The 14,808-nt window shown below is 51.0% G+C and carries 18 protein-coding genes; 3 read left to right on the top strand and 15 right to left on the bottom strand.

Going from position 1 to position 14,808, the window contains the following annotated elements; genetic code table 11:
• Window positions 1-2: 2 nt before the first annotated feature.
• From rpsC to rplC, 7 genes are read right to left on the bottom strand one after another with little or no spacing between them, the layout of a single operon-like run.
• Window positions 3-839, bottom strand: coding sequence for a 30S ribosomal protein S3 (gene rpsC, locus JI741_RS18765; protein ID WP_202012490.1), 837 nt, complete (start codon window positions 837-839; stop codon window positions 3-5).
• Window positions 840-841: 2 nt separating this feature from the next.
• Window positions 842-1,312: a 50S ribosomal protein L22 gene (gene rplV / locus JI741_RS18770; RefSeq protein WP_202012492.1), complete on the bottom strand. Its 471-nt coding sequence runs from the start codon at window positions 1,310-1,312 to the stop codon at window positions 842-844.
• Between the two features lie 3 nt (window positions 1,313-1,315).
• The gene (gene rpsS / locus JI741_RS18775; protein ID WP_202012494.1) at window positions 1,316-1,594 is read right to left on the bottom strand and encodes a 30S ribosomal protein S19; all 279 of its coding nucleotides are present in this window, start codon (window positions 1,592-1,594) and stop codon (window positions 1,316-1,318) included.
• Complete coding sequence (rplB, locus tag JI741_RS18780) at window positions 1,594-2,418, bottom strand: 50S ribosomal protein L2 (protein WP_202012496.1); 825 nt, start codon at window positions 2,416-2,418, stop codon at window positions 1,594-1,596. Before rplB ends, rpsS begins: the two co-directional genes overlap by 1 nt.
• Before the next feature lie 12 nt (window positions 2,419-2,430).
• Window positions 2,431-2,718, bottom strand: coding sequence for a 50S ribosomal protein L23 (gene rplW, locus JI741_RS18785; protein ID WP_202012498.1), 288 nt, complete (start codon window positions 2,716-2,718; stop codon window positions 2,431-2,433).
• Entirely contained in the window at window positions 2,718-3,350 is a 633-nt protein-coding gene (gene rplD / locus JI741_RS18790; protein ID WP_202012500.1) for a 50S ribosomal protein L4, read from the bottom strand. The genes rplW and rplD overlap by 1 nt, the downstream gene beginning before the upstream one ends.
• Window positions 3,350-3,982, bottom strand: a complete 633-nt coding sequence (gene rplC, locus JI741_RS18795) for a 50S ribosomal protein L3 (RefSeq protein ID WP_202012503.1) — start codon at window positions 3,980-3,982, stop codon at window positions 3,350-3,352. Before rplC ends, rplD begins: the two co-directional genes overlap by 1 nt.
• A gap of 198 nt (window positions 3,983-4,180) precedes the next feature.
• On the opposite strand from rplC, the gene JI741_RS18800 reads away from it, so the two are divergent.
• The 3 genes from JI741_RS18800 to glgP all read left to right on the top strand — a co-directional run bounded on the left by JI741_RS18800 (window position 4,181) and on the right by glgP (window position 8,003).
• Window positions 4,181-5,194 carry a FecCD family ABC transporter permease gene (locus JI741_RS18800; protein ID WP_236676160.1) on the top strand — a complete coding sequence of 338 codons (1,014 nt, stop codon included), beginning with the start codon at window positions 4,181-4,183 and terminating at the stop codon, window positions 5,192-5,194.
• A complete protein-coding gene (locus JI741_RS18805) occupies window positions 5,191-6,189 on the top strand; it encodes an ABC transporter ATP-binding protein (protein WP_202012507.1) in 999 nt (332 codons plus the stop codon). The genes JI741_RS18800 and JI741_RS18805 overlap by 4 nt, the downstream gene beginning before the upstream one ends.
• A gap of 158 nt (window positions 6,190-6,347) precedes the next feature.
• The gene (gene glgP / locus JI741_RS18810) at window positions 6,348-8,003 is read left to right on the top strand and encodes an alpha-glucan family phosphorylase (RefSeq protein WP_202012509.1); all 1,656 of its coding nucleotides are present in this window, start codon (window positions 6,348-6,350) and stop codon (window positions 8,001-8,003) included.
• A gap of 74 nt (window positions 8,004-8,077) precedes the next feature.
• On the opposite strand, the gene JI741_RS18815 is transcribed toward glgP, so the two are convergent.
• The 8 genes from JI741_RS18815 to JI741_RS18850 all read right to left on the bottom strand — a co-directional run bounded on the left by JI741_RS18815 (window position 8,078) and on the right by JI741_RS18850 (window position 14,637).
• Window positions 8,078-8,959 (bottom strand): inositol oxygenase family protein, encoded by an 882-nt coding sequence (locus tag JI741_RS18815; protein WP_202012511.1) that lies wholly within the window; start codon window positions 8,957-8,959, stop codon window positions 8,078-8,080.
• A 67-nt stretch (window positions 8,960-9,026) separates the two neighbouring features.
• Entirely contained in the window at window positions 9,027-10,658 is a 1,632-nt protein-coding gene (locus JI741_RS18820; RefSeq protein WP_202012513.1) for a sodium/sugar symporter, read from the bottom strand.
• A gap of 127 nt (window positions 10,659-10,785) precedes the next feature.
• Window positions 10,786-11,199 (bottom strand): DM13 domain-containing protein, encoded by a 414-nt coding sequence (locus JI741_RS18825; protein ID WP_202012515.1) that lies wholly within the window; start codon window positions 11,197-11,199, stop codon window positions 10,786-10,788.
• Window positions 11,200-11,201: 2 nt separating this feature from the next.
• Window positions 11,202-11,918 carry a hypothetical protein gene (locus JI741_RS18830; RefSeq protein WP_202012517.1) on the bottom strand — a complete coding sequence of 239 codons (717 nt, stop codon included), beginning with the start codon at window positions 11,916-11,918 and terminating at the stop codon, window positions 11,202-11,204.
• An 87-nt stretch (window positions 11,919-12,005) separates the two neighbouring features.
• Window positions 12,006-12,662, bottom strand: coding sequence for a ClpP family protease (locus JI741_RS18835; RefSeq protein ID WP_202012519.1), 657 nt, complete (start codon window positions 12,660-12,662; stop codon window positions 12,006-12,008).
• Complete coding sequence (locus JI741_RS18840; RefSeq protein WP_202012521.1) at window positions 12,659-12,937, bottom strand: hypothetical protein; 279 nt, start codon at window positions 12,935-12,937, stop codon at window positions 12,659-12,661. Before JI741_RS18840 ends, JI741_RS18835 begins: the two co-directional genes overlap by 4 nt.
• Window positions 12,918-13,469 (bottom strand): RNA polymerase sigma factor, encoded by a 552-nt coding sequence (locus tag JI741_RS18845; RefSeq protein WP_202012523.1) that lies wholly within the window; start codon window positions 13,467-13,469, stop codon window positions 12,918-12,920. The genes JI741_RS18840 and JI741_RS18845 overlap by 20 nt, the downstream gene beginning before the upstream one ends.
• A 76-nt stretch (window positions 13,470-13,545) precedes the next feature.
• Complete coding sequence (locus JI741_RS18850; protein ID WP_202012525.1) at window positions 13,546-14,637, bottom strand: zinc-binding metallopeptidase family protein; 1,092 nt, start codon at window positions 14,635-14,637, stop codon at window positions 13,546-13,548.
• Window positions 14,638-14,808 lie beyond the last annotated feature (171 nt).

Here is a 14,808-nt window from a genome sequence, read left to right on the forward strand (position 1 = left end):
TATTATCCGTTTCTTCTAGGTCCGCCGCCACGGTTACTACCGCCGTCGCGTCGTTGGCCTCCGCCTTCACCACCGCGACGATCGCCGCCTGGTCTTCCACCACCGCGTCTGTCGCGTCCACCTCTGTCGTTACCGCCTCGCTCGTTGCCACCTTTTTGTCCAGGGCCTTGTTGTGCGTTGCTTACTGCGCCTACGTTAGGGGAAAGATCACGTTTGCCGTAAACTTCGCCTTTGAAGATCCATACTTTGATACCGATCTTACCGTACACAGTTTGTGACTCAGAAAGTGCATAGTCGATGTCCGCACGCAACGTGTGCAAGGGAATTCTGCCTTCCTTATATTGCTCTGTTCTTGCCATTTCGGCACCGGCCAAACGGCCCGAGCATTTAATCTTGATGCCTTCTGCACCCACACGCATGGCCGAGGCAATCGCTTGCTTCATGGCACGTTTGTAAGAAATACGGGCTTCAATTTGTTGTGCGATCGATTCGCCTACCAATTTAGAATCCAGTTCAGGACGCTTAATTTCGAAGATGTTGATTTGAACATCTTTGTTGGTAAGCTTCTTCAATTCTTCTTTGATCTTGTCGACCTCGTTTCCGCCTTTACCAATCACAACGCCGGGACGGGCAGTGTGGATGGTCAACGTGATGCGCTTCAGGGTTCTTTCGATTACCACTTTGGCGATACCACCTTTGGGGATACGTGCTTCTACATATTTTCTGATTTTTTGGTCTTCAACCAGTTTATCAGAGAAGGTTTTGCCACCATACCAGTTGGAATCCCAGCCGCGTACGATGCCCAATCTAAAACCTACAGGATTAATTTTTTGTCCCATTATTATTCCTTCGTTTCTTTTTCAGTCGATGATACTTCAGTGCCTGTCTTTTTCAAGCTGGCTACTACCAGTGTTACGTGGTTTGAACGCTTGCGCACCCGGTGAGCTCGTCCTTGGGGAGCGGGTCTCAGTCTTTTCAGAATGCGGCCACCATCCACAAAGATGTCTTTCACATAGAGGTCTGCGTCTTCCAGTTTCACATCCTGGTGTTTTGCTTCCCAGCTAGAGATCGCGGAGAGGAGCAATTTTTCCAGTTTAGGAGCGCCAACTTTGGGCTCGTATTTCAGGATGTTCAGTGCCTTGTTAACACGCTCGCCACGGATCAGGTCAGCCACAAGACGCATCTTGCGGGGTGATGTAGGCACGTTTTTCAACTTGGCTACCGAAGGGCCGGTCTTGGCCGCCTCTTTTCTGGCGTCGCGCTTCTCGCGCTTCAGCACAGATTTTTTAGTTTTTTTCGCTACAGCTTCCATGGTTTACTTAGCGTTATCTTTCTTGTTGCCAGAGTGTCCGCGGAAGGTACGTGTAGGGGCGAATTCGCCTAACTTGTGGCCTACCATGTTTTCCGTAACATATACCGGAATGAATTTATTTCCATTGTGAACAGCAAACGTATGTCCGATCATCTCGGGAATTACGGTTGATCTTCTTGACCAGGTTTTGATAACTGATTTCTTACCTGATTTTTCAGTGGCTTCTACTTTCTTCAAGAGACGGAAGTCACTATATGGTCCCTTTTTTATCGAGCGTCCCATTATTTTTTCCTCTTAGCTATGATTAGACGATCAGAATACTTCTTCGGATGGCGTGTTTTCTTGCCTTTCGAGTACAAGCCCTTACGTGATCTAGGGTGACCACCTGAAGCACGACCTTCACCACCACCCATCGGGTGATCTACAGGGTTCATGGCTACGGCACGGGTGCGGGGGCGAATACCTCTCCAGCGTGAACGACCGGCTTTACCAACGCTTTCGTTCATGTGGTCAGGATTGGAGGTTGCTCCGATCGTGGCGATACAAACATCCAATACGTTGCGCATTTCGCCAGAAGGCATCTTCAGGGTTGCCATGCCGTTTTCACGAGCCAGCAACTGAACAAAGCATCCAGCGCTGCGGGCGATGGCGCCACCTTTTCCGGGCTTCATTTCCACGTTGTGTACGATTGTACCCAGGGGAATTTTAGCCAGGGGAAGTGCATTGCCTACTTCAGGAGCTACGTCGGCACCGGAAATGATTTCCTGGCCAGCTTTCAATCCATCGGGAGCAATGATGTATGTCTTCGATCCGTCAGCGTAGTACAGCAGGGCAACGCGAGCTGAACGAGTGGGATCGTATTCAATCGATTTTACGGTTGCAGGGATACCGGTTTTGTCACGTTTGAAGTCGATGATTCTCAACTTCTGTTTGTGACCACCGCCGATATAGCGCATGGTAGTGCGTCCGTTGTTGTTCCGTCCACCGGTTTTCTTGATGGTGGTAACTAAGGACTTCTCCGGAATGTTTGTCGTGATATCATCGAACGAGGGCGCGAGTCTGTGTCGCGTTCCTGCGGTTATCGGTTTTAATTTCTTCAGCGCCATTGCTCTAAAAAATTAGACGTTGCTATAAAAATCAATTACTTCGCCTGCAGCCAGGGTAACGATAGCTTTTTTGTAGCTGGGCTTGCGACCTGCCAATACACCGGCTTTCGTGTAACGGGTCTTTTTCTTGCCCATCACTACCATGGTGTTTACACGCTCTACGTTAACGGCATACTGCTTTTCTACGGCCTTCTTGATCTCGACTTTGTTGGCATCGAAAGCAACGATGAACCCGTACTTTCCTTTTTCATTCAGTGCAGAGACTTTCTCTGTCACCAGGGGTTTCTTCAGGGTACTCATTAGTCTTTATTTAATAAGTTTTCAACCTTGCTGATTGAGCTTTCCAAGAAGATCACGTTGTCAGCATTCATCAGATCATATGTGTTGATCTGATCGGCTGTCGTGATTTTTGCGTTCTGGATGTTTCTTCCGGAGAGAACCACGTTCTTGTTGGACTCGGCCAATACAAGAAGAGTTTTCTTTTCGCCCAACGAAAGGGCTTTGAGAAGGGCTGTGTATTGCTTGGTCTTGGGAGAATCGAATGTGAAGTCTTCCAAAATAGCAATCGAGTTATCTTTTGCTTTGTAAGTCAGAGCCGACTTACGTGCGAGGTCTTTCACTTTCTTATTCAGCTTGAACGAGTAGTCGCGGGGTTGGGGGCCGAATACACGTCCACCACCTTTGAACTGAGGGTTCTTGATGTTACCCGCACGGGCACCACCAGTTCCTTTTTGTTTTTTCAGCTTCTTCGAAGAACCTGAAATTTCGTTACGCTGCTTTGCCTTGTGCGTGCCTTGACGTTGGTTGGCCAAATAGCTCTTCACGTCGAGGTAGATAGCGTGGTCGTTAGGCTCGATGCCGAACACCAGGTCTGACAGGTTTACTGTCTTGCCGGATTTTTCACCACTGGATTTTAATACTGTTACTTCCATTATTTCTGAAGGATTACAGTTGAGTTTTTAGCTCCGGGAAGGGAACCGCTGATGATGATGAGGTTTTGCTCAGGCATGATTTTCACAACCTTGAGGTTGGTGAGTTTCACACGATCCTGACCCATGCGACCTGCAAGGCGTTTGCCTTTTGGTACACGTGACGCGAACGATGCGTTACCCATTGAACCGGGAGCACGAAGTCTGTTGTGCTGACCGTGAGTTTGACCACCCACACCGGCGAAGTTGTGACGTTTCACAACACCTTGAAAACCTTTACCCTTGGATGTACCAACGGCATCGATAAAATCGCCTTCAACAAAAACGTCTTGGATGTTGATCTCTTTTCCGAGCTCTACCAACCCATCATATTCCGAACGAAAGTCGCGGAATTCTACGATGTCTCTCTTGGGAGTGGTGTTGGCTTTTTTGAAGTGTCCAATAGCCGCTTTCGTGGTATTTTTCTCCTTCTTCTCGCCAAAGGCAAGTTGCACAGCACGATATCCGTCTGTCTCCTCGTTTTTCACTTGCGTCACAACGCAAGGACCGGCTTGGATAACCGTGCAAGCGATGTTAACGCCATCGGCGCCAAACACACTCGTCATTCCTATTTTCTTTCCTATAATTCCAGGCATGGCTGAACCTATTTATGCTGTTTTTCAGGACTTCTTACACTCTTTCTGTAAAAAGGACTGCAAAGATAGGAACTAAAGTATAGTTACCAAATGTGGGTTTCAAAATTTTTAGGGAAATGGCGCTGTTTACCAGGCATTTCCCCATAATCACTTAAAATCGCGTATCATTGCGCCCGTCCCGAACCGGAAAATATGCGCTTGAATGGCAAAAAAAGCTGGATTCTCCTTCCTTTCCTCCTGGGTTTGCTCTTCGTGGTGAACCTTGGTTTGGGCAGTGTTAACATTCCTCCCGGCGCTATTTTATCCATCCTCACCGGCCACGAATCGGCCAATCCTGTGTGGCACGACATCGTTTGGGACTTCCGGATGACCAAAGCCCTCACCTGTCTTTTGGCCGGAAGCGCCCTTTCCATTGCCGGTCTTCAAATGCAAACCCTTTTCCGCAACGCCCTGGCCGGACCGGATGTGCTGGGGCTTAGCTCGGGGGCAAGCCTGGCCGTGTCGCTGGTGTTTATGAGTCAGGCCGCCGGCCTCCACCTCTTCTCCACCCCTGGCCCGTGGACCGTTGCCGGCACAGCCAGCCTGGGATGCTTCGGGGTGTTTTTTATTGTGATCTTGATTGCGCAACGACTGCGCGACAATACTTCTCTATTAATAATAGGACTGATGCTGGGCGCGGCCACCTCGTCGCTGGTGAGCGTGCTCCAGTTTCTCAGCAAACCCGAAGAACAACAGTCGTATATGCTCTGGACGTTTGGCAGCCTGGGCCGGCTGAACTGGACGGAAATTAAGGTGCTAACGATTATCCTGGTGAGCGCCGGGTTGATGACCCTGTTTTCTACAAAGGCGCTGAACGGCTGGCTTTTGGGCGATCATTATGCGCAAAGCATCGGCATCAACCTGAACCGTTCGCGTTTCATCATCCTGTTCTCTACCAGCGTGCTCACCGGCGGTGTGACGGCTTTTTGCGGACCGATCGCCTTTGTGGGACTGGCCGTGCCGCACCTCACCAAACTGATTGTGAAGACGCATAATCACAAAATTCTTATCCCGGCCGTGGCCGTGGCGGGCGCTGCGCTGATGTTGTTTTGCGACATCATGACCCAGTTACCCGGTCAGGCCTATGTGTTGCCCATCAACGCCATCACCGCCATGATTGGTGCGCCCGTGGTGATCTGGATTATCATAAAAGCAAAGCGGCTGGCGGTATGAAGCAAACAATTACTCCCCTCCTCTCCCTCCAGGCGCTGACAGTTGGCTATGTGACTTCGGTGGGAAGCAATATTCTTTTTGAAAATCTTGACCTGGGGTTGAACGCCGGCGAACTGACCTGTTTCATGGGCCCCAACGGCATCGGAAAGTCCACGTTGATCCGCACACTCGCCGGATTGCAAACGCCGCTGGCGGGCACTGTGCGCCACGCAGGGGCTTTGCTACCATCGGGACAAAAATCCAACGGCCCCCTTCCACAACTCACCTCCGTGGTGCTGACAGACAAAGTGACCAGCGTGCAGATGAATGTGCGCGAGCTGGTTTCGTTCGGGCGGTATCCATACCTGGGATGGAACATCACCCTGAGCCGCGACGACAAAGACAAAGTGGAAGCGGCCCTGGCCGAGGTGCACATTCAACACCTCGCCTCCCACCGGCTGTTTGAGCTGAGCGATGGCCAATTGCAAATGGTGATGATTGCCCGCGCACTGGCTCAAGAGACTCCCGTTATTTTATTGGACGAACCCACAGCCCACCTGGATTTGAACAACCGCGTGGAAGTGATGAACCTGCTGCGCCGCCTCGCCCGCAAACTCGACAAGGCCATTCTCATTGCCACACACGAACTTGATCTTGCCTTGCAAACTGCCGACCTGATCTGGCTGGCTGGGCGCGAAAAAACACTCATCACCGGCATGCCCGAGGACCTGGTGTTGTCGGGGGTGTTTGATGAGGTGTTTCAGTTTAAGGGCTACAACCTGAAGACCGGCCGTGTGCAGCACGAAGCCTATCGTGGCAAAGCGGTGTCGGTGAGCGGCCACGGACATGCCTTGCTTTGGACAAAAAACGCATTGGAACGAAATGGATTTGAGGTGATTTCCGCGCCCTCGGGCCTGTACATTGAGGTGGTCGGGGTTGATGACGCTACGACGTGGGTTCTCCAGGACGGCAACACCTTCCATTCGCTTCGGGCACTTCTCGCCCACCTGCCGTAATTCGTCGGCAATGCAACGCATGTAAGGATTTCGTTGTGATCCGCATGGACCTCAAACGTTTGCAGTCTGGTTCTGTAAGAAATCGGGCCTATTCTCCACATTGCCAATTCATTCTTTTCACTACGTTTGAGTTTCTACATTCTTTATATCACCATACCATGATTAAACCTAGCGAACTTTTCCCCTACACGTTCGACGAAAAATACAGCAAGCCCGTGGCGTATTTTTCCATGGAGTTTGCCATCGACCAACCTCTCAAAATCTATAGCGGCGGCCTCGGCTTTTTGGCCGGCTCGCATTTGCGCAGCGCCTATGAACTGAAACAAAATCTTATCGGCATCGGCATCTTGTGGAAGAAAGGCTACTACGACCAGGAGCGCAACCAGGATCAGACGCTGAAGGTGAGCTTCCGCGACAAGGACTATTCTTTTCTGACCGACACCAACATTGTTTTCCCCATCACCATTCACGGTGCCAAAGTATATGTGAAGGCCTACCTGCTGAAGCCGGGCGTGTTTCAGTCTGCGCCGCTGTTTCTATTGAGCACTGATATTCCGGAGAACGACTATCTCGCGCAAACCATCAGTCACCGGCTCTACGATCCCAATGAAACGACGCGCATCGCACAGTCTATTTTGCTGGGCATTGGTGGTGCCACGTTGCTGGATGTGTTGGGACGTCAAACCGACATCTATCACATGAACGAAGGGCATGCGTTGCCCATGTGTTTCTACCTGCTGCATAAATACAAGAGTGTTGAAGAGGTGAAGAAGCGCGTGGCCTTTACCACGCACACGCCCGAGAAAGCCGGTAACGAAGAACACAGCATGCCGCTGCTGCACAGCATGAGTTTCTTTAACGGCCTCACGCAGGAAGAAGTGGACACCTATGTATATCCTGAAAACGGTGTATTGAACTACACCCTCACTGCACTCCGCCTGGCCAAACGCGCTAACGGTGTGTCGCAGTTGCACGGCGAGGTGTCGCGCAAGATGTGGGGCGACTACAAAGGCATTTGCGAGATAACCGCCATCACCAACGCGCAGAACAAAACCTATTGGAGCGATCCCGACATGGACAAAGCCCTGGCCAACAACGACGACGAATCGTTGGTGGCCCGCAAGAAGGAACTGAAGAAAAAACTGTTCCGTGTAGTGGCCAACCAAACCGGAAAACTCTTCGACGAAAATGTGCTCACCATTGTGTGGGCTCGTCGCTTTGCGGCCTACAAACGCGCCAACCTTTTGCTGGCCGACTACAACCGCTTTTTGAAGATCGCCACCAACACAGAATATCCTGTGCAGATCATTTGGGCGGGCAAGCCGTATCCGGAAGACTATGCGGCCATCAACATCTTTAACGAGATCTACTGGAAAACAAAAGATTTGCCTAACTGTACCGTGGTGACCGGGTATGAGCTTTGGCTTTCGGGCCACTTGAAAAAGGGCTCCGACATCTGGCTGAACAACCCGCGTCTCTATCATGAAGCGTCAGGCACATCGGGCATGACGGCCGCGATGAACGGTTCGGTGAACCTCTCCATTCCCGACGGATGGGTGCCTGAGTTTTCGAAGCACGGCAAGAACGCCTTCACCATCGACACGGCAAACGATTTGCTCACACCGGAGTCGAAAGATAAAATTGAAGGTCAAAATCTGATGAATGTTTTGGAGAACGAAATTATTCCCCTCTACTATAAAAATCCGGAAGGCTGGCAGAACATCGTGAAGGCAAGCATGACCGACGTGCTGCCCTTCTTCGATTCGGGCCGCATGGCCGATGAGTATTACGAAGTACTTTACAAAAAGCCCTAGTCGTATTTCATCAAAAAAGAAAGGCCTTGCGCGTGATTCACGGCAAGGCCTTTTTGTTTTTGTGAAGCTTGTGCTTACAGCTTTACCGTTGACGGCAAATATTTTGCAATCAGGTCTTCGTAATAGGGTTTCAACTCCTTGGCATTGGGAGGCACAGGGTTCTTGGAGTACAGATCGTAGGGGTTGAACTTGTTCACCCATTCAAACATGGCGCGATCGTGGTCGTCCATCAAATGCTCGTAGGCATGTTCGCGGTGTTGCGAGTAGAACGAGTGGTAGCGGATCATGTAGAGTGCTGGCTCAGGCAGGTAGTCTTTTGTGATCTGATACAGATATTCATCGTGACCCCACGACATGGTTACGTTGCGCATGCCGCAGCCGTGCTCGTATACACCATACTTCGTGTTGTATTTCTCGTTGTTGATGTCGGGGTTTGCCGCAAAATATTCGGGGTAGACAATTTTGTCGGAGAATTTACAGCCTACCGGGAATGTATCGCCCACTACAGCCCACTGGGGTTCACCGAAGAGGCAAAGCACTTTGCCCATGTCATGAATGAAGCCGGTGAGCACAAACCAATCGGGGTGACCATCGCGACGGATCGACTCGGCCGTTTGAAGTAAGTGTTGCAGTTGATCCAGTTCAATATCGGGATCGGAATCGTCTACCAGTGTGTTCAGGAATTCCATGGCTTGCCACACAGGCATTTCTTTGCGATTGAATCGCAAAAAGTCCGCACGTTTTTCTTGTACGAAATCGTAGGACTGATACTGGTGATTAAGCCTGTAGAACTCGCGCACGGTGTCGCGTACGGGATCATTATAGTTCCGGTATTCTTCTTTGGCTTTGGCTGGTTGGTTGGGTTCGGGGTAACGTTGCAAAACGTCGTCCTCCCATTGCTCGATGCTTTGAAGGGGGTTGATTTCTTTCTGCGAAAATGAAGCTGCGTCTCTCATATCCCTGATGTTTGATGATTAACCAAATCTACAAAATTCGTTTTAGAAAACCTCCATCGATTGCAGGTTACCAGAAAACTGTATAGAGCGCCGTCAGAATTCCGCCAATGAGAACAGAGCCCACCAAAAATCCCGACGACACTTTAAACATCGCGGGATCGATCTCGATGATGCGTGGCTGCGTTTTGCTGCGCCGGTCGAGCAAACTTAGGATGACCATTATGGCCACCAGCGCAACAAAAACTATTGTCATGCGATCGAGGAATGGATAGTCGGGAAAAGCGCCATTTGTCCAAACCGGGAGAAATTTGAGTAGCGCAGACAGCGGAATGGTGAGCAACGCAGCGGCCAGAGCAGCACCTGCCGTGGCCCGTTTCCAGAAAAATCCAAGCAAGAAAATAGCCAGCACGCCGGGCGAAATAAAACCAACATACTCCTGAATAAACTGGTAGGCCTGATCGAGCGAGCGCAACATGGGCGCTACCAAACCACCCAACACCATTGCCACAACCACCGTGACGCGACCGGAGATAACCATTCCTTTTTCGCTGGCATTCTTGTTGAAAAACTTTTTATAGATGTCCATCGAAAAAATGGTCGCAATGCTGTTGGCTTTGCCGGCCAGCGACGCCACAACGGCTGCCGTGAGCGCCGCGAAGGCTAATCCTTTGAGACCGTCGGGCAATAAATTTAATAGTGTGGGGTAGGCATGATCGGGTTTCACCACACCGGTGGCATCGACCATCTCGGTTTGAAACATTCCCTGCTGATACAAAACATAGGCCGCAATGCCCGGAAGAACGGCGATGACGGGAATGAGCAATTTCAAAAATGCGGCGAATAAGATTCCACTGCGGGCCGTCTTCAGGTCGGCGCCCAGGGCACGTTGTATGATGTATTGATTGCAGCCCCAGTAATTCAGGTTGTTGATCCACATGCCGCCGATGAGCACGGTGAGGCCCGGAAGATCTTTGTAGTAGGGATGTGTGCTGTCGAAGATCATGTGAAAGTGGGTCGGTGCTTTTTCGCGCAACAGTTGAAAACCCCGCCACACATTTTCGCCGTCGCCGTGATGTGCCGACACCATGGTGAGCGCCAGGTAGGTGGTGACAAGGCCGCCCAGGATTAAGACGCCAACCTGAATCACGTCGGTGTAGCCAATCACTTTCATGCCGCCCAACGTGACCAATACTGAAAAGAAGGCCAGCCCGGCAATGCACCAGCCGAAATCAATGCCCGAGATGGATGTGATGGCCAACGCGCCCAGATAGAGTATGGACGTGAGGTTCACAAACACATAGACCAGCAACCAGAACACGGCCATGATGGTGCTCACCGTGCTGTTGTAGCGTTCGGAGAGGAACTGGGGCATGGTGTAGATTTTATTCTTGAGATAGACCGGAATAAAAAATACAGCCACAATCACCAGCGTGGCGGCGGCCATCCACTCGTAGGTGGAGATGGCCAGGCCCAGGGCAAAGCCCGATCCCGACATGCCAATGAAGTGCTCTGCCGAAATGTTGGAGGCGATGAGCGACGCGCCAATAGCCCACCAGGTGAGCGACCCTTCGGCCAGAAAAAAATCTTTCGCGTTGGTGGTTTTGGATTTCTTGCGATAATAAATCCAGGTGCCATAGCTGGCCACGGTGATGAAGTAGACGAGAAAAACGAGGTAGTCTACCGAGTGAAGTTGGTTCATGTTCAAAAGTGCGCAGGTGTAGGGCTACTAATGTACAGAGATATTATGGAAGAATGTAAACGCCACTGCAACTCCCTTAAACAGAACCGGCTACGGGAGCATTTTTGGAATCGCGATGAAATCGACCTTATTTCAATTCGGCCCGCGCAAACACTACGGTATACTTTTCGCACCACACGTGCACGAATTTATATTGCGACAGGTCGGTGCCCTTGGGTATGGCATAGGATTGTTTTCCCGACGTTGACTTGAGGTTGCCCAGGCGAATGTAGTCGCCCGCGTCAACATCTTTGCTGAGGTATATTTTGAGGTCGGGTCCGTTTTGCGAGGTGTATGGATCGAGCACAACGGTGGCGCTGCCCTGCGTTTCGTAGATGGAGGCAACACCACTGGCCGTGTGCTGTATGCCTTCCAAAACACCCTGCTTCAGCAACGTGGAGGCTGCCGTATCAAAATCATCGTCAATGGGAAGCGATGGCGACGCATCTTCCGGTTGGCAACTGGCCAACACCATCAGAAATATCAACACTATGTTTTTCATGTCTAGAAGGAATAGGTGGCTCCGATAGCAATCAGCAACGATTTGTTCCGGAAGCGATCGTTGGGCTCGGGATATTGCTGCACCTTCGTGTCTGTGGTGAACTCCGTGAACAGGAATTGGGCGCCAAGTTTCGCTGCCCATTTTTCGCGCACATTGTATTTAACATAGAATTCAGAATTGAGGCTACCCCGGTCGTTGTCGCTTATGAGCAGGATGTTGAATGGTGTGGGAGTGGCCGACGTATTCTTTCCTGCAACGCCATTGATGTAGTTTCCTGCGCGACGACCACCAAACGAAAAACCAAGCATGTCGATATTAAATCCGAGGGTTATTTTCTTGGCGATGCGATAGTCAAGATTCAACATCACATTCACCATGGTCACCTGCGCGGTTTGTATCACCAGGCTGTCGATGTTGGCTTCTACATTTTCTTTGAAGAAAATGAGTGGGCTTGTGCTTTCGGATGTGAGCTTTGCGGGGGCGGTGATGTAATACAGGTTCTTGCCCAGAAACGTGGTGGCTCTTCCACCAATGCCCACACCCAGCCGTTTTCGGGCGCCAAACCTCCAATTTCTGAATGCGGACACCGACAAACTTCCGCGCGAGCCCCCGGCGGCAACGGTCACTTCACCCAGGGTCTGCCCCTTATGCACGGTCTCTTGCGCATTGCCTGCTATGGCAACGGCAAATAGAAAAACAGAGAGGATTGTTTTTTTCATGGCCTTGATTTCCTGTAAAGATGGAACGTGGCGCTGAAAAAAAATGTCAGCCTCGCGACGGTGTGTATAAATTGTGGAAGGGTCCGCTCAGGCGGTTATCGCCTGGGGTTGCGGTTGGAAAAATTTAACATCGAAGGGCGCGTTGTTCAATGTCAGCACGTCGCTGGTGTCGCCCAGCACCTCGTCGATGAGGCCAAAGGCTTTGGCTTCGGGGGCGCTTAAAAATTTGTCGCGCACAAAATAGTCTTCCACTTCCTTCCAGGTGTGTCCTGAATGTTTACCAATCAGGTGAAAAAGTTGTGTCTGCACGCGCTCCTGCTCGTGTGTGGCAATCCGCACATCTTCGGTGTAGCCCTGCGATCCACTGCTGGTGGGGTGCATGTGCACGGTGGCGTGTGGAAGCGCATAGCGTTTTCCTTTGTAACCAAAACTTAACAACGCCGTTGCCATGCTGCCCGACATGCCCACGGCCACGGTAGACACCGGTGCCTGAATCATTTGCATGGCGTCATAGATGGCAAGTCCCGCATAGACGCTCCCTCCCGGACTATTGATGTATAAGCTGATCGGACTTTTCTGATCCATGCTGTTCAGGTAAAGCAATTGTGCCACGATCACGTTGGCCACTGCGTCGTTGATGGGCGTGCCGAGAAACACGATGCGTTCCTTTAATAACAAACTGTAGATATCATACACGCGCTCGCCTCTTCCGCTGTTGTCGATCACCATCGGTATCATACTCATAATTTTTCGGGGTTAAAAAATGAAAAGATCTGTTCCTGAAACGCTGCTTTTGTGGGGTCGGCGAAAAGCTGTTCGTGCATATCCTCTACCGCTGCTTTCACATGGCGGCGTTGGCGTATGCGCAACAGCGTGTATACTTTTCGCTGAAGGTTCACTTTGCAGCGCAGTGTTGGGTTGGTTAACAGGCGGGCCTGAAACACCAAAGCTTCGTCGAGCGGCATCGTGCCGAGAATGTATTGCTCGGCGGCGCGCAGGTCATTCAAAGAAGTCCTCATAAGAAATGGATTTTTCTTTCACGGTGTCACGCACTTTTTCAAGACACTTATATTTCTGCACGGTGGCCGAATGCACCGACGAAAAGCCCAGAGCCTGCGCAAGATTTTTCAGCGACATCTTTTCGTAGTAGAAGGCCTGAAGAATGTCCAGGCATTTTTTTCCCGTGCGCTCCAACACCGCCAGCAGTGTTAAGTCATTGACAGAAGGAAAATAATCTTCCGGAATGGCGATGTTGGCTTCCATGGAATCCAAAGGAATGTGGCGCGATGTCTTTTTGAATTTCTTTAACCAAAGATGTTTGGCGATGCCCAGCACATAAGCTTCGGCGGGAACGTTGATCGTGAAATTTTCACTTTGCTCTTTTTCGTGAAAGATCACCAGCGCATCGTGAAAGATGTCTTTGGCATCGTCGAAGGTGCCGTTCATTTTGCTGACGAAGGCTGCCACGCCGGGGAAGGCCATCTCATACAGGGTTTCGAAGTCGCGCGCCGTGGGGAGCGTTTCCTGAATCGACATTTCCAGTGTTTCCATAGAACCGCGTTTATGTATATGTGCCCCAAGTTTAAAAAATATCACCGCTTGCGCCGACATTTTTTTTCAGGGCCATTCATACCGTCGCGGTCTGCCAATGAGGATTTTGCTGATTGGCCTTGCAAACCCGATGGATGAAGCTCATTTTCTCAATCACCGGCGGCGCGATCACAAACGGATAAAGATCCGGCTGGCCCATGCTCCGGTTCAGGCTGTTCACGGCCATGGTGAGGGGAAGCCACATGTCCATCAAATCCTTGAAGTCGTCGATGAGCAAAGGGTCGGTGGCGTATTCAGCTGATAGCTTGTCGCGGTTGGCCGCGGCGGCCGGATCGATGCGCATACCAAACGCATGGGCTGTTTCCACCGTGTCCATAATGTGCATGTAGTGCGCCCAGGTTTCGGCCCAGTCTTCCCACGGATGTGCCGAGGCATAGGCGCTCACAAAATTGTCGGACCAGTTTGACGGGGCCCCGTTTTGATAATATATATTCAACGCTTCACCGTAGTCCATGCTTTCGTCGCCAAACCATTGGCGAAAGGCCGTGAGCTTTTGTGCGTCGTCGCGAATCAGTCGGTCCCAATAATAATGTCCCACTTCGTGCCTGAAGTGACCGAGCAGGGTGCGATAGGCTTCGCCCAGCTTCTCGCGTGTTCGTATACGTTTTGCTTCGTCGGCTTCGGAAATGTTGATGGTGATCAGTCCTTCTTCGTGGCCCATCATCACTTTTTGCTCCGGGTGCAGGTCGGCCAGAAAATCAAAGGCCAGGCCTGCCTGCTCATCCTCTGTTTTTGACGTGATGGCCAATCCCATTTGCAACAGCGTGTAGACCAACCGGTGTTTTGCGATCTCCACTTTTCGCCAGCGTTGCGCGTGGTCGGGAATGTTGAGGTTTGGGATGGTTCGGTTCAGCTTGCACGCCGCACAAAACGTGTTGCCGTCGGCTACGGGAAGCAGCCAGTTGCAGGCTTCGTGCTGGGCATTGCCACAATAGCGATAGTGATCGTGCGGACGGGCGACGTCGGTGAATATTCCGTCGCCTTGTGTTTCCAGTGTCAGCAGATTTAGCGTGGAGGCGTCAAAGCCCAGGGCATGACCACACCGCTCGCATAACGTGTTTTCGAAATAGAGCAGTTGTCCGCAGTGTTGACATTTAAAGAGTTTCATGGGCTTTGTGCGTTTGTGATGGCCGTCGCTGCCTGTTCATTTTTCACGGCAATGAAATCCAATAAACATGATCCCGGGCACGGCCAGCTCCCTCGGTGCAAAAGCAATGCTGTTTCTCAGTATGCTAAATTTTAGAATAGGACCGATCGCGGCCACACGCGGTGTAGCTTC

Source organism: Chryseolinea lacunae, from assembly GCF_016735595.1.
Taxonomy (GTDB): domain Bacteria; phylum Bacteroidota; class Bacteroidia; order Cytophagales; family Cyclobacteriaceae; genus Chryseolinea; species Chryseolinea lacunae.

Coding starts and splice junctions, on each gene's coding strand:
- JI741_RS18835 (WP_202012519.1), bottom strand. CDS start 12,662: ATGAGTATGATACCGATGGTGATCGACAACAGCGGAAGAGGCGAGCGC.
- glgP (WP_202012509.1), top strand. CDS start 6,348: ATGATTAAACCTAGCGAACTTTTCCCCTACACGTTCGACGAAAAATAC.
- rplC (WP_202012503.1), bottom strand. CDS start 3,982: ATGCCTGGAATTATAGGAAAGAAAATAGGAATGACGAGTGTGTTTGGC.
- JI741_RS18805 (WP_202012507.1), top strand. CDS start 5,191: ATGAAGCAAACAATTACTCCCCTCCTCTCCCTCCAGGCGCTGACAGTT.
- rplW (WP_202012498.1), bottom strand. CDS start 2,718: ATGAGTACCCTGAAGAAACCCCTGGTGACAGAGAAAGTCTCTGCACTG.
- rplB (WP_202012496.1), bottom strand. CDS start 2,418: ATGGCGCTGAAGAAATTAAAACCGATAACCGCAGGAACGCGACACAGA.
- JI741_RS18820 (WP_202012513.1), bottom strand. CDS start 10,658: ATGAACCAACTTCACTCGGTAGACTACCTCGTTTTTCTCGTCTACTTC.
- rplD (WP_202012500.1), bottom strand. CDS start 3,350: ATGGAAGTAACAGTATTAAAATCCAGTGGTGAAAAATCCGGCAAGACA.
- rpsS (WP_202012494.1), bottom strand. CDS start 1,594: ATGGGACGCTCGATAAAAAAGGGACCATATAGTGACTTCCGTCTCTTG.
- rpsC (WP_202012490.1), bottom strand. CDS start 839: ATGGGACAAAAAATTAATCCTGTAGGTTTTAGATTGGGCATCGTACGC.
- JI741_RS18850 (WP_202012525.1), bottom strand. CDS start 14,637: ATGAAACTCTTTAAATGTCAACACTGCGGACAACTGCTCTATTTCGAA.
- JI741_RS18845 (WP_202012523.1), bottom strand. CDS start 13,469: ATGGAAACACTGGAAATGTCGATTCAGGAAACGCTCCCCACGGCGCGC.
- JI741_RS18825 (WP_202012515.1), bottom strand. CDS start 11,199: ATGAAAAACATAGTGTTGATATTTCTGATGGTGTTGGCCAGTTGCCAA.
- JI741_RS18840 (WP_202012521.1), bottom strand. CDS start 12,937: ATGAGGACTTCTTTGAATGACCTGCGCGCCGCCGAGCAATACATTCTC.
- JI741_RS18830 (WP_202012517.1), bottom strand. CDS start 11,918: ATGAAAAAAACAATCCTCTCTGTTTTTCTATTTGCCGTTGCCATAGCA.
- JI741_RS18815 (WP_202012511.1), bottom strand. CDS start 8,959: ATGAGAGACGCAGCTTCATTTTCGCAGAAAGAAATCAACCCCCTTCAA.
- rplV (WP_202012492.1), bottom strand. CDS start 1,312: ATGGAAGCTGTAGCGAAAAAAACTAAAAAATCTGTGCTGAAGCGCGAG.